Raw genomic sequence first — 12,615 nt, 5'->3', positions numbered from 1 at the left:
CTTGCATGCGGGAGGGCCGCGCGTTCGTCGCGGCACTCGCGTTCGCCTTGGTCGCAACGGTTGCGAAGGCCGGCTCCGCGGGGCCGGCCGCGCACAGCTTCTCGGCGGAAGGCCTCGCCAAAGTTTCCGACTATGTCAGGAACGAGGTCGCGACCGGAAAGATCCCGGGGGCGATCCTGCTGCTGCAGCAGCACGGCAAGCCGGTCTACTACGAGAAGTTCGGGGTTCGCGACGTCGCCACCGAATTCTCGATGAGCGCGGATACCATCTTCCGCCTCTATTCGATGTCGAAGCCGATCACCACGGTCATCGCGATGATGCTGGTCGAGGAAGGCAAGCTCGCGCTCGGCGATCCGGTGTCAAAATATATCCCGGCCTTTGCCGACATGAAGGTCGGGGTGGAAAAGCGCGGCGATGAGGGCAAGATGGCGATGACGCTGGAGCCGCTGAGGCGCCCCATCACCATCGAAGACCTGATGCGCCACACCGCCGGTCTGCCTTACGGTTATTACGGCGGTGGTATCGTGAACAAGACCTACGCCGATGCCGGCCTGTTCAACAACGATCCCGACAATGCCGAATTCGTGGCGCGGCTCACGTCGCTGCCGCTCGCCGAACAACCCGGCACGCAATGGGACTACGGCCATTCCACCGACGTGCTCGGCCGCATCATCGAGGTGATCACGGGGAAATCGCTGTTTCAGGTCGAGAAGGAGCGGCTGCTCGGCCCGCTCGGGATGAACGAGACCGCGTTCTGTGTCGCCGACCGGGCGAAATGGCCGCTGATCGCCGAGCCGATGCCGAAGGATCGCACCATCAGTCCGGTCGCCGACGTCCGCAATCCGCGCAAGCCGCTGCGATGGGAATCCGGCGGCGGCGGCATGGTCGGCACCATCGGCGACTATGCGCGCTTCTCGCAGATGCTGCTGAATGGCGGCAGCTATGAGGGTAGGCGCTATCTGAAGCCGGAGACCATCACGCTGATGGCGAGGGACCATATCGGTCCGGAGACCGGAGTCGTGCGCGACCAGAACTACTATCCCGGTCCGAACTCCGGCTTCGGTCTCGGCTTCGCGGTCCGCACTTCGGTGCCGGCGAACACAGACTGGCCGCTGGGCGAGTATCGCTGGGACGGCGTCGGCGGCACCTTCTTCTTCATCGATCCCGCGGATGACCTGTTCGGGATCTTCATGGTGCAGACGCCGTCGCAGCGCGGCCGGATCCAGCAGGAGCTGAAGACGCTGATCTACCAGGCGATGGGACGGTAGAATTCAGCTTCGTAGCCCGGATGAAGCGAAGCGCAATCCGGGGCTCTCCACCCGCGGACCTGCCGTCCCGGATTTCGCGCAGCCTGTCATCGGGCGCGCGTTCGCGCGACCCGTTGGCTCCATCAGAGCTACAAGACTACGCCGCGCGCACGATGTCCCTGACGTGTCCGATCGCTTCCTCGATCATCGCGGCGGTGACATCGAGATGCGTGCAGGCCCTGATCCGGCCGTCCATCGTCGCCAGCGTCACGCCGCGCTTGCGCAGCTCAGCGACCATCTTGTCGCCTGAGACGCCGGCGCCTTCCGGCTTAAAGAAGACGAGGTTGGTCTCCGGCGCCTGCACCGCGATGCCGTTGATCTGCGACAGGCCGCGCGCCAGCGCCCGCGCATTGGCGTGGTCGTCGGCGAGGCGGTCGACATGGTGATCGAGCGCATGGATGCAGGCCGCGGCGCAGACGCCGGACTGCCGCATCGAGCCGCCGAGCCGCTGCTTCCAGCGCCAGACATCGTCGATGAAGGCGCGGGTGCCGGCGATCACGCCGCCGATCGGCGCGCCGAGGCCCTTGGAGAAATCGATCCAGGCGGAATCCCAGCCCGCCGTCATGTCGCGCGGCGAGATGCCGGACGCCACGGTCGCATTGAGCAGCCGCGCGCCGTCCATGTGGGTGACAAGGCCGTGGGCCTTGGCGATACGCACGACCTCGTCGAGCGCCGCCTTCTTCCAGATCGTGCCGCCGCCGATATTGGCGGTCTGCTCGACGCTGACGAGCACCTGCGGCGGCTGGTAGCGGGTGCGCGGATGCAGCGCGGCCTGGAAGGTCTCAGGCGTGAACTGGCCGTCATCGCCCGGCAACTGCGTGATCTGGAAACCGCCGAGCGCGGCATGGGCGCCGCCCTCGCGCGCGATGATATGCGCGGTCGCATGCGCCAAAATCTCGTCGCCGGGGCGGCAATAGGCCAGCGTCGCCGCGACGTTGCACATCGTGCCCGACGGCATGAACACGGCGGCTTCCTTGCCGAGCAGATCGGCGACGCGGGCGCAGAGCTCATTGGTGGTCGGATCGTCGCCGACCTGCTCGTCGCCGACCTCCGCCTTCGCCATCGCCTCGCGCATCGCCGGCGTCGGCCTGGTCTGCGTATCGGACAGAAAGTTGATGCGAACGGGCGGGGCCTTGGGATCGGGCCGGGCAGGGGTGTAGTGCATGGGCTTTCCTCATCGCTCCGCTGGCGTGCGGAATCGCCGCTAGCGTATAGGCCTCCGGGCAGCGTGACGAAACCGCATAATGATGATCTCGGTGGGCGTCACGCGATAGTCGATCAGGTAGGGATAAGGTGTCGCCGAAAGCCGGCGGACGCCTGAGCGGCTTGTCGAGCGCCCTGCACGCGGCTGCTCTTGCAGCAGCGTGACAAGTGCCAAGATGCGGTCGCGCACGTGGACCGCCCCTTGGGGCGATCGTGTCTCGATATAGGAGAGTGCCTGATCAATCTGAACAAGAGCGCGTCGCGTGTAACGGACGTTCACAGCCCGTGCTTTGCCCACATCGCACGGACTTCCTCGGCCGTTGCCAACTCGCCGCGTGTAATCTCGGAGTCGGCTTCAGCCAGATCGGCGTCTTCCTCCGGCGTGAGCTGAAGCGGTGGTTGGTCGACGCCGGCAAGCTGCAGCATGATGCGCGCGAGCTCGTCCTGCTCTGTATCAGGCAAGTTTGAAACTGTGTCGAAAGCCTGTTCCAGTAACCGGGTCATCGGCAAGAAACCTCAACGGGCAGTCATCTGCCAAGTCCCGAATATCATAGTCGTCTTGTGGGCAAACAAAAAGGCCCCGGCAAAACCGGGGCCTTTCGGATCTCGCAACGCTGAAGTGATCAGCGCGAATAGAATTCGACGATCAGATGCGGCTCCATCTGCACCGGGAACGGCACGTCCGAGAGGCCGGGGGTGCGCGCGAACGTCGCGGTCATCTTGGAGTGATCGACCTCGATGAAGTCGGGCACGTCACGCTCGGGGAGCTGGGCCGCTTCCAGCACCGGGGTCAGCTGCTTGGAGGAGTCCTTGACCTCGATGAGGTCGCCGACCTTCAGCTTGTAGCTGCCGATGTTGACCTTGCGGCCGTTCACCTTGATGTGGCCGTGGTTGATGAACTGGCGCGCGGCGAACATCGTGGAGACGAACTTGGCGCGGTAGACCACGGTGTCGAGACGGCGCTCCAGGAGGCCGATCAGGTTCTCGCCGGTGTCGCCCTTCAGGCGGCTGGCTTCGACATAGATGCCGTGGAACTGGCGCTCGGAAATGTTGGCGTAGTAGCCCTTGAGCTTCTGCTTGGCGCGCAGCTGCACGCCGAAGTCGGAGAGCTTGCCCTTGCGGCGCTGGCCGTGCTGGCCGGGGCCGTATTCGCGGCGGTTCACGGGGCTCTTCGGGCGGCCCCAGATATTCTGGCCCATGCGGCGATCGATCTTGTACTTCGCCTCACTGCGCTTTGTCATCGCGTCCTCTTTGTACAGCCGTCGCACCCAGCGCCCGGCGTTTTGTCAGTCTAGGGTTTGAGGAGACGCGCCCTCCTGTGTACCGGCCAAAAGGCCTGTACCGACAGGTCCGCCTCGAAAGCTCGGGGAGGACCACGGGTCGCGAAACGCATCGCGGGCCGAAAACCGGCCCGCGAGCAAGGGTGGTCTTAAGGAGAAAGTCCGGTTCTGTCAAACAAAACGCAGGGCATTTTGGGCCGAATCGGCGTCAAAATTGGCCGATTTTGCTCCTCAGAGGCGGCTTCCGGCCGCCCGGACCAGCCGGGCATCGGCTTGCGGCCGGCCCGCGCCCAGTTCGGCGGCGATTTCGCCGCCCAGCACCTGCTCAAGGCGGATCAAGGTCTGCGCGATCAGGGCAGCGTCGCAGACCAGATGGTCCCAGCGCACCACCACGTCGACGGTGTGGTCCGGCCTGATCACGCCATAGCTCAACAGGAATGGCCCGGGGCTCAGCGCGTGCAATTCGCCGGGGCCATAGGCCGCGACCGAGGTCACGCCAAAGCTGCCGCAGAAATTGGCGCGCTGCCGGCCAAAATTCATCCCGATCGCCCACGCCAGGCGGCGCAGCGGAAGCGGCAGGCGGGTCACGCAGAGCATTTTGCGGAACGAGGGGATTTCGTGCAGCGGCGCGGTCTTGGCGCGGCGGATCAGCGCGTCGACCTCGGCGAGCGGCATCTCGTCGGCGGCACAGACGCGCTCGAACAGTACGCAGTCCTCGCCCTTCTCAACGCGCGCAATCGCCACCATGCCGACGCTGCGCGGCAGCTCGTAGAGGCAAGGCCAGGGCCATTTGACGTGCAGCGTGCGCAACGTCGGCTCGGTCCTGGCGACCAGCGCGAATGCCTTGACGAAGATGGCGGCCCAGCCCGGTGCCTGCGCCGCACGTGCACGAGCCTCGACGATTGACCGCACGTTCAGGGTGCGCTTCAGGGAGACCAGCGGCACGCCGGCCGATGCATGCATCAGATCGGCGACGAGACGGCGCGGCAATGAAATTTGACGAAATTTACCGCGCATCCGTTCGGTTCAGTTCCCTAGCAAACAGGCAAAAAATCAAAGGCCCGGCGAGCTCGAATGGTTGCTCGCCGCACCTGAAGCTCAGATGAACCAACTGGTCGGAGACCAAGGGGTTCTGCTCACGGCGCTGGTTTTGCCAACGGCTCGCCGGCCTTGACCACATAGACGCCGAGCACCTTGAGCGGCTGGTCGCCGGACGTCTTGGCGTCGTGCACCGCGCCTTCCGGGATCTGGTAGGAATCGCCCGCCTTCAGCTTCAGCGGCGGTTTGCCGTCGATCAGAAGCTCGAGCTCGCCTTCGAGCACATAGCCGGTTTCAGCGCCGGGATGGGTGTGACGCCCCGACGCACCCCCGGCCGGAACCTCGGCGATCGCGGTGACCGTGTTGAAGCCCGGCGGAAAATCGACCTTCTGCAGCGGCGTCCGCTTGATGCCGCTCTGCTGCGCAAAGGCAGCGCCGGCACCGGCAAGGGCAATCACGGTGAGACCAAGCAGTAATTTCCTGAACATGCATTTTCCTCCCAACCCGCAAAACTCTAGCAGCGCGGAATCGCGGCGGAAAGCGGGCGATGTGTTATGTGCACTTGCGACGTTGGGATTAGTCCGTTCATCCAACAGCGCGGGTTTGCGCCGCTTATTCATGAGCTACTCAGGCGAACAAGCTGTCTCGGCGACACGCATCGTTCACTCCGTCGCAGGCGAGATGCCGGAAGTTGCGCCGCGGTTCCTTCACGACGTGACTGGAACCTGCTCGCCGGCAGCTGAGAGCAAGCGGCGGCCGCGTTTGACGCCTACCGCTTGATCCCCGCGAACGCGGCCGCGATGCCGCGCTGGAACAGCGACCAGTCGAAGCCCAGTGCGAGCGCGAGGTAGCCGCGGTCGATCATCGCATTGGCCTGTTCGGCGGTGCGCGCGACGCCGCCGATCGGCACGCCGCTCTTCATGATGCCTTGTTCGGCGCGCTGCATCAGCGCGACCACTTCGGGATCGTCGGGCAGACCGCGCTTGTTGATCGAGGTGGCGAGATCGCCGGGGCCAATCACTGCGAGGTCGATGCCCGGTGTCGCCATGATCTCGTCGATGCGGTTCACGGCATCGACGTGCTCGATCGTGATCATGCAGATCATGTCGTCATCAGCGGTCGCCATGTAGTCGTTCATCGAGACGCCCCAGCGGAACGGCGCATGGAACGGTCCCCAGAGCCGGTCGCCTTGCGGCGGATAGCGCACGCTGCGCACCGCCTTCACCGCATCGCTTGCGTTGCAGATCATCGGAAAATTGATGCCGAGCGCGCCGATGTCCATCGGTGCCTTGGCGAGATGCGGCTCGTTGGCGGCGATCCGCACCATCGGCACGCAGGGCGTGCCCGAGGTCGCCACGATCATCGCATGGGCGGTGCCGAGATCGATCGGGCCGTGCTCGAGATCGACGATGATCCAGTCCAGCGACTGCGCCATGATCTGCACGGTCTGGATGCTCGGAATGGTCGCGATCGCGCCGAAGGTCGGGCGCTTGTCGCGCCACTGCTTGCGCAGGCGGTTGAGCGGCGTCAGCGGGGCTGCGGTCAAGTTCGGTCCTCCCTCGAAGGAGAGCAGAGGCTAGCAGCACGTTGGGACGGCGAAAAGGATCAGGCCGGGACGCGGCCGCCGAAGAATGGCGTCAAGGCTTCCGTCAGCGCGTGCGGGCGCTTCGAGGTGAAGATCATCTCGGCGCCGGCCTGGTCGCTCTCGTGGCCGGCAGGGCCGAGCAGGTCGGCGACGCGGCGTGCGATCGCCGGCGCCGGATCGATCCAGTCGACCGGCCAGGGCGCGAGCCTCCTGAGGCGTTCCAGCAGCAGCGGATAATGCGTGCAGGCGAGCACGATGGTGTCGGTGCGGGCGGGATCGTGGGCGCCATCGCCGACGAAGCAGGGCGCGAGCTCGGCCGCGATATCCTCGTCACGCACGCTCGCGCCGCTGAGGGCGGCCTCCGCCAGCGAGGCGAGCTCGCCGGAGCCGACCAGCGTCACCTCGCAGCCCTGCGCAAAGTCCGAGATCAGCTTGCGGGTATATTCACGCTTCACGGTGCCCCTTGTGCCGAGCACCGAGACGCGCCTCGTTTTCGAGGAGACGCAGGCCGGCTTGATCGCCGGCACGGTGCCGACGAACGGCAAAGGATAGGCGTCGCGCAAATGCGACATGACCAGGGTGGATGCCGTGTTGCAGGCAATCACGACGAGGTCGGGCGCGTGGGCCGCGATCAGCTCGCCGACCAGCGGCACCACGCGGGCGATGATCTCGTCCTCGCCGTGGTGGCCATAGGGGAAAAAGGCGTCGTCGGCGACATAGACGTAATGCGCGTCGGGCCGGGCGCGGACGATCTCGCGCAGCACGGTGAGGCCGCCGAGGCCGGAATCGAACACAAGGATGGTCGGGGGAGTGGACACGCGAAAACTCTATCCGAAGCAGGGTTACCATTCAGTTGTTTTTGGCTATCCGGCCGCTTCGGCCGACAAAAGGCGGTGAAGCCGGGAATTTCACATGGCCTTGACCGATAGCTGCAAGTATCACGGCAAACTATTGCTGCGACGTGTGAAATCCAAAAATGCGGCCGCAAGGGGGCCACGCGACATGATCCGCAATACCGCCGCGAGCTGGGGCTCGCTCGCCCGCGCGTTCCACTGGGTGCTCGGCATCGCCATCATTGGCATGCTGGCCTATGGTTGGTGGATGAACCACGTCCCGGCGCGGGCGGACAAGTTCTTCTACCGCTCGATCCACGCCGATATCGGCTACCTGGTGCTGCTGCTCACCGTGCTGCGGCTGGTCTGGCGCGGCGTCAACCCGACGCCGGCGCTGCCGGCCGAGATGCCCTCCTGGCAGCGGATCGCCGCCCGGGTCAGCCACGGCGCGCTCTACGCCGTCACCCTCCTGGTGGCGATGCTGGGCTGGGCGCATTCCGGCGCCCGCGCCCAGGATTATTCGAGCTTCTTCGGCCTGTTTCACGTTCCCCAGATCACCTCGCCCGACAAGGCGGCGGCGGATGCCTATGAGGATCGCCACATCTTCTTCGCCTATGTGCTGCTGGCGCTGATCGTGCTGCACCTCGCCGCGGTCGCCTTCCACCACTTCGTCAAGCGCGACCGTGTCGCCGCGCGGATGGTGGGGACGGCCGACCGGGCCGGTTAGGGCGGCGGGGCGGCGCTGCCATGGATCGTGCTGCAGAGGATGCTGGCGGCCGTTGGCGGATGCCGGACGAGAGCGCTCCGCATGCCGCCACCTGGATGGCTTTCGCCCACAACACGGACATCTGGGGCAAACGGCTGCTTCCAGTGGTCAGGGAAAACCTTGCCTTGGTGGCACAGGCGATCGCGGCCCATGACGAGCCCGTGAACATGCTGGTACGCAAGGAGGATTACGATATTGCCGCGCGGCTATGCGGCCCTCGGGTGAACCTCGTTGTTCAGCCGCTCGACGACATCTGGATCAGGGACACCGGACCGGTCTTTGTAACGAACCCATCAGGGCAACTCGGAGCCGTCGGCTTCAACTTCAACGGCTGGGGCGGGAAGCAACCGCATGCGCATGATGCCAAGATCGCGGAACGTGTGGCCGAGCTTGCGCAAGCTGAGTTCATCAAGGCCGGCCTGAAGCTGGAGGGCGGCGAAGTCGACGGCGAGGGGACAGCGATCATCACCAAAAGCTGTGTTCTCAACGACAATCGCAATCCTGGTTTGACGAAGGATGAATGCGAGGCTGAACTCTTCCGCCTGCTCGGACTGGACAAGATCATCTGGCTACCCGGCTGTCACAACAAAGACGACATTACCGACGGCCATACCGATTTCTACGCGCGCTTCACCAGCCCGGGCGTCGTTGTCGCGGGCCTGGAGATGGATACGTCGTTCGACGATTACGAGGTGACGAGAGAACACCTGGCAATCCTGCGCAAGTCGACAGACGCAAGAGGTCGACACCTGAAGGTCGTGGAGTTGCAGGGACCGTCGACGGTCCGTCCAAAGTACGGAAACGACGACGGCTTCGCCGCCGGCTACATCAATTTCTATGTCTGCAACGGTGCCGTGATCGCGCCGGAATTCGGTGATGCGGCAGCGGACCGCAACGCGCGCGACAAGCTGCGCGACCTGTACCCGGACCGGGAAATCATCCAGCTCGATATCGACGGCATCGCCGCCGGTGGCGGCGGCATCCACTGCGTGACGCAGCAGCAGCCGCGCACGTGACGCGTGCAGGCCGCGAAGCTATCGCGGCCTGACGGTCTGCAGCGGAGGGTGCCTTAGCCCGCCGGCATCTGCTTCTCGACCAGCCGCACCCAGTAGGAGGCGCCGTGGCCGAGGATGTTGTCGTTGAACTTGTAGGCGGGGTGGTGGCACATCGGACCGTCGCCCATGCCGAGGAAGACGAATGCGCCGGGGCGCGCTTCCAGCATGAACGCGAAATCCTCGGCGCCCATCACCGGCACCAGATTGTCGTTGACGCGGTCGGCGCCGACCACATCGCGGGCGACCTCGGCGGCGACGCCGGCCTCGCGCGCGTGGTTCAACGTCACCGGATACATCCGTCCATAATCCGTCTCGGCCGAGCCTCCATAAGCCTTGGCGATGCTGGAGGCGACCTCGCCGATCCGGCGCTCGACCAGGTCGCGCACACCGGGATCGAGCGTGCGCACGGTGCCGCCCAGCGTGACGGTCTCCGGGATCACGTTGAACGCGGTGCCGGCCTCGAACATGGTGATCGAGATGACCGCCGATTTCAGCGGGTCGACATTGCGCGATACGATCGACTGCAGCGCATTGATGATCTGGGCGCCGATCAGCACGCTGTCGACCGCCTCGTGCGGGGCGGCGCCGGCGTGGCCGCCCTTGCCGTGGACGACGATCTTCAACGTGTCCGACGAGGCCAGCATCGGGCCCGGCGTGGTCGCGAAGTAACCCTCGGGCAGGCCCGGCATGTTGTGCAGGCCGTAGACTTCCTGAATGCCCCAGCGGGTCATCAGCCCGTCGTCGACCATCGCCTTGCCGCCGGCGCCGCCTTCCTCGGCGGGCTGGAAGATCACGACCGCGGTGCCGTCGAAATTGCGGGTCTCGGTGAGATATTTGGCGGCGCCGAGCAGCATTGCGGTGTGGCCGTCATGGCCGCAGGCGTGCATCTTGCCGGGAATCTTCGAGGCGTAAGCGACGCCCGAGGCCTCCGCGATCGGCAGCGCGTCCATGTCGGCGCGCAGGCCGATGGTCTTTCCCGAAGTGGACTTGCGGCCGCGGATCACGCCGACCACGCCGGTGCGCCCGATCCCCGTCACCACCTCGTCGCAGCCGAACTCGCGCAGTCTGTCGGCGACGATGCCGGCGGTGCGGTGGACTTCGTAGAGCAGTTCAGGATTCTCATGGAAGTCATGGCGCCAGGCGGCCATTTCATCCGAGAGGGCGGCAACGCGATTGACGATGGGCATGGGGAGCGTCCGTTTCTTGTGAGCTTTGGTGGGCGGGTCAGCGTAGCGTAACCCGCCGACTTGTCACGCGGGAATGGCGTCAGTAGCCCGGATGAGCGCAAGCGATATCCGGGGATATGCACAACCCGCCCCGGGTGTCGCTGCGCTCACCCGGGCTACGGGAACGGGGCTACAAATTCGCCAGCCCGCATTCGACGGCGAGGCGGACCAGCTGGGCGTCGGTCCGCATGCCGGTCTTGGCCTTGATGAGGTAGTGATAGTTCTGCACGGTCTTGGTGCTGAGGTTGAGGTTGGCGGCGATCTGCTCCTTGGTGCTGCCGGCCGCCAGCTGCCGGAGGATTTCGATCTCGCGCTCGCCGAGCTGGTCGAGCGCCGATCGGGTTGGCACCAGGCTTTCCAGCGCCAGCACGCGGGCGACGTCGTCGCTCATCGCATGATCGCCGCGCGCCACCGAGCGGATCGCCGCGATCAGCTCGGCCGGTTCGCTGCCCTTGGTGACGAAGCCACTGGCGCCGGCGCCGAATGCCGCTTTCACCTGGGCCGCCTCGCTGTGCATGCTGAAGACGAGGATGCGCGCGTCGGCGTCGCGCGCGCGGATATTGCGGATCGCCTCCAGTCCGCTGGCACCCGGCATCGAAATGTCCATCACCACCACATCGGGCTGGTGCGACTTGAACGCGCGATAGGCACCGGCGGCGTTGTCGGCTTCGGCGACCACGCGGAAATCGTTCTGATGCTCGAGCACGCGCCGGTAGCCCTGGCGGACCACCGGATGATCGTCCACCAGCAGGATGGAGATGCCCCGAATCTTAGCCGTTGTCGCCGTCACGGTTGTCATCTCAGGCGGCCAGCGGGATCGTGGCGGCGACCGACAGGCCGCGGCTGGCGCGCGCGATCGACAGCGAGCCGCCGAGGGCTGTGACGCGCTCGCTGACGCCGGTGAGGCCGAAGCCGGCAGATTGCGCCACCTTGGCCGCATCGCCGCCGCCATCGTCCTCGACCCGCACCAGCAGAGCGTTCTCGCTTCCGGTGCGCCGCTCGATCCGCAGCACGATCTCGCGCGCCGAGCTGTGGCGCAGCGCATTGGTCAGACACTCCTGCGCGACGCGATAGGCGGTGGCGGCGACCGTGCCGCTGATGTCGGCAAGGTCGCCCTGCAGATCGAGCTGGATCATCGGCTGCGCCGTGCGCGACCGCCAGCTGTCGACGAGATCGACCAGGCTTGCCTCCAGCCCGAGCTCTTCGGCCGGCGGATGGCGCAGCCGGTTCAGCGTATCGCGCAGGCACGCCATGATGCGGCGCGTCGCCTGCGAGATCATCCGTGCATCCTGCGCAATTTCGGTGCCGGCGGCGTACTTGTCCCCGGCGCTTGCCTCGATCGTGTTGGCGAAGGCGAGGATCGCGGTGAGATTCTGGCCGAATTCATCGTGCAGCTCGCGCGCCAGCGTGCGGCGTTCGTCGTTGCGGATTTCGAGCAGTCGCCTGGTCAGCACCGTGCGTTCCTCCTCGGCAAGCGCGAGGCGGTCGCCGAGATCGCTGACGGCGCGCCCGATCATCGCGAGCTCCATCGAGCGGACGCGCGGCAGCGGCGTACGGTACTCGCCGTCGGCCATGCGCCGCAGCGCCGACACGATCGAGTGGGCGGGCGCCAGCGTGTGCGCGATCGCAAGCGAAGCGAGCAGCGCGATGGCGAGCGCCATCAACAGCGCGACATGGATGTTGTCGAGAATGTGCTGCCAGGCGAGCGCGATCGCGGCGTCCGGATCGGCGATGGCGCGGACGGTTCCCGCGGTCGCGGCGCGGGCGCTGATCGGCCGCTCCACGGTGGCGTGATCGCCGAGCACCATCTGCACGGTGGCCGCGAACCAGCGCGGCGGCGCCTTGCCGATCCCCTTGCTCTGGCCGCAGAGCGGCTTCTCGAAGGCGCCGGCCGGTTCGAACTGCACGCAGATCCCCGGCGCGATCAGGCCCATGGTTTCGATGGTGCGCCAGTCCGGTGCCGGCAGCAATTGCTCGCGCATCCGGTTGCTGCGCAGCAGCAATTCGCGCCAGTACAGCGCTTCGAGCGATTGCGAAACCCGCTCGGCGGACGCCTGCGTGGCGCGATCGACGCTGCGATAGGCGTCGATCGTGGCCCAGACGGTGGCTGCGCCGAGGCATAGCGCGACGATCACGAGCAGGCGGGCGACCAGTTGAAGCACGAGGCGCATGCGATCACTCCACGGCCAGAGCATGATCCGAAACGGAGAGAAGCGGCTGGTCATGCTCAAACGAGAGATGCGATGCTAACAGCACCGCTGTTCCCCGCCAATCGCAAGCATGCGAAGCTATGCAGGTCGGGAAATTTGCCCGACGAAATCT

The 12,615-nt window shown here is 65.8% G+C and carries 14 protein-coding genes; 3 read left to right on the top strand and 11 right to left on the bottom strand.

Annotation, left to right across the window (positions count from 1 at the left end):
- The first annotated feature begins 5 nt into the window (after positions 1 to 5).
- Positions 6 to 1,268: a serine hydrolase domain-containing protein gene (locus tag I6F38_RS31775; protein WP_225163199.1), complete on the top strand. Its 1,263-nt coding sequence runs from the start codon at positions 6 to 8 to the stop codon at positions 1,266 to 1,268.
- A 136-nt stretch (positions 1,269 to 1,404) separates the two neighbouring features.
- Here I6F38_RS31775 and I6F38_RS31770 read toward each other — a convergent pair whose 3' ends face one another.
- The 8 genes from I6F38_RS31770 to murI form a co-directional block, all read right to left on the bottom strand.
- Entirely contained in the window at positions 1,405 to 2,472 is a 1,068-nt protein-coding gene (locus tag I6F38_RS31770; RefSeq protein WP_225163187.1) for a threonine aldolase family protein, read from the bottom strand.
- Between the two features lie 39 nt (positions 2,473 to 2,511).
- Positions 2,512 to 2,790 (bottom strand): type II toxin-antitoxin system RelE/ParE family toxin, encoded by a 279-nt coding sequence (locus I6F38_RS31765; RefSeq protein WP_346657148.1) that lies wholly within the window; start codon positions 2,788 to 2,790, stop codon positions 2,512 to 2,514.
- Entirely contained in the window at positions 2,787 to 3,014 is a 228-nt protein-coding gene (locus I6F38_RS31760) for a hypothetical protein (protein ID WP_225163185.1), read from the bottom strand. Before I6F38_RS31760 ends, I6F38_RS31765 begins: the two co-directional genes overlap by 4 nt.
- Before the next feature lie 119 nt (positions 3,015 to 3,133).
- Positions 3,134 to 3,751: a 30S ribosomal protein S4 gene (rpsD, locus tag I6F38_RS31755; RefSeq protein ID WP_076828559.1), complete on the bottom strand. Its 618-nt coding sequence runs from the start codon at positions 3,749 to 3,751 to the stop codon at positions 3,134 to 3,136.
- Between the two features lie 270 nt (positions 3,752 to 4,021).
- Positions 4,022 to 4,807 (bottom strand): acyltransferase, encoded by a 786-nt coding sequence (locus I6F38_RS31750; protein WP_225163184.1) that lies wholly within the window; start codon positions 4,805 to 4,807, stop codon positions 4,022 to 4,024.
- 119 nt (positions 4,808 to 4,926) lie between these two features.
- A complete protein-coding gene (locus tag I6F38_RS31745) occupies positions 4,927 to 5,316 on the bottom strand; it encodes a cupin domain-containing protein (RefSeq protein WP_225163183.1) in 390 nt (129 codons plus the stop codon).
- A gap of 281 nt (positions 5,317 to 5,597) precedes the next feature.
- Positions 5,598 to 6,374: an aldolase/citrate lyase family protein gene (locus tag I6F38_RS31740; protein WP_225163182.1), complete on the bottom strand. Its 777-nt coding sequence runs from the start codon at positions 6,372 to 6,374 to the stop codon at positions 5,598 to 5,600.
- A 59-nt stretch (positions 6,375 to 6,433) separates the two neighbouring features.
- On the bottom strand, positions 6,434 to 7,231 hold the full coding sequence (murI, locus tag I6F38_RS31735) for a glutamate racemase (protein ID WP_225163181.1): 798 nt from the start codon (positions 7,229 to 7,231) through the stop codon (positions 6,434 to 6,436).
- 184 nt (positions 7,232 to 7,415) lie between these two features.
- Here murI and I6F38_RS31730 point away from each other — a divergent pair, with 184 nt between their 5' ends.
- Entirely contained in the window at positions 7,416 to 7,973 is a 558-nt protein-coding gene (locus I6F38_RS31730) for a cytochrome b (protein ID WP_225163180.1), read from the top strand.
- A gap of 20 nt (positions 7,974 to 7,993) precedes the next feature.
- The gene (locus I6F38_RS31725) at positions 7,994 to 9,028 is read left to right on the top strand and encodes an agmatine deiminase family protein (RefSeq protein WP_225163179.1); all 1,035 of its coding nucleotides are present in this window, start codon (positions 7,994 to 7,996) and stop codon (positions 9,026 to 9,028) included.
- 53 nt (positions 9,029 to 9,081) lie between these two features.
- On the opposite strand, the gene I6F38_RS31720 is transcribed toward I6F38_RS31725, so the two are convergent.
- The 3 genes from I6F38_RS31720 to I6F38_RS31710 all read right to left on the bottom strand — a co-directional run bounded on the left by I6F38_RS31720 (position 9,082) and on the right by I6F38_RS31710 (position 12,464).
- Positions 9,082 to 10,254, bottom strand: coding sequence for a M20 aminoacylase family protein (locus tag I6F38_RS31720; protein ID WP_076828489.1), 1,173 nt, complete (start codon positions 10,252 to 10,254; stop codon positions 9,082 to 9,084).
- Between the two features lie 169 nt (positions 10,255 to 10,423).
- Positions 10,424 to 11,092, bottom strand: a complete 669-nt coding sequence (locus I6F38_RS31715) for a response regulator transcription factor (RefSeq protein ID WP_225163178.1) — start codon at positions 11,090 to 11,092, stop codon at positions 10,424 to 10,426.
- Between the two features lies 1 nt (position 11,093).
- Positions 11,094 to 12,464, bottom strand: coding sequence for a histidine kinase (locus tag I6F38_RS31710; protein WP_028339907.1), 1,371 nt, complete (start codon positions 12,462 to 12,464; stop codon positions 11,094 to 11,096).
- Positions 12,465 to 12,615 lie beyond the last annotated feature (151 nt).

Source organism: Bradyrhizobium sp. BRP56 (genome assembly GCF_020194035.1).
Taxonomy (GTDB): domain Bacteria; phylum Pseudomonadota; class Alphaproteobacteria; order Rhizobiales; family Xanthobacteraceae; genus Bradyrhizobium; species Bradyrhizobium australafricanum.
Note: the sequence above shows the minus strand (reverse complement) of the source record. Positions and strands in the feature narration are given on the sequence as shown.

Bases quoted from the DNA above. Each gene is read 5' to 3' on its own strand.
- I6F38_RS31720 (WP_076828489.1), bottom strand. From the start codon at position 10,254: ATGCCCATCGTCAATCGCGTTGCCGCCCTCTCGGATGAAATGGCCGCC.
- I6F38_RS31770 (WP_225163187.1), bottom strand. From the start codon at position 2,472: ATGCACTACACCCCTGCCCGGCCCGATCCCAAGGCCCCGCCCGTTCGC.
- I6F38_RS31730 (WP_225163180.1), top strand. From the start codon at position 7,416: ATGATCCGCAATACCGCCGCGAGCTGGGGCTCGCTCGCCCGCGCGTTC.
- I6F38_RS31725 (WP_225163179.1), top strand. From the start codon at position 7,994: ATGGATCGTGCTGCAGAGGATGCTGGCGGCCGTTGGCGGATGCCGGAC.
- I6F38_RS31775 (WP_225163199.1), top strand. From the start codon at position 6: ATGCGGGAGGGCCGCGCGTTCGTCGCGGCACTCGCGTTCGCCTTGGTC.
- I6F38_RS31715 (WP_225163178.1), bottom strand. From the start codon at position 11,092: ATGACAACCGTGACGGCGACAACGGCTAAGATTCGGGGCATCTCCATC.
- I6F38_RS31750 (WP_225163184.1), bottom strand. From the start codon at position 4,807: ATGCGCGGTAAATTTCGTCAAATTTCATTGCCGCGCCGTCTCGTCGCC.
- I6F38_RS31760 (WP_225163185.1), bottom strand. From the start codon at position 3,014: ATGACCCGGTTACTGGAACAGGCTTTCGACACAGTTTCAAACTTGCCT.
- I6F38_RS31745 (WP_225163183.1), bottom strand. From the start codon at position 5,316: ATGTTCAGGAAATTACTGCTTGGTCTCACCGTGATTGCCCTTGCCGGT.
- I6F38_RS31710 (WP_028339907.1), bottom strand. From the start codon at position 12,464: ATGCGCCTCGTGCTTCAACTGGTCGCCCGCCTGCTCGTGATCGTCGCG.
- rpsD (WP_076828559.1), bottom strand. From the start codon at position 3,751: ATGACAAAGCGCAGTGAGGCGAAGTACAAGATCGATCGCCGCATGGGC.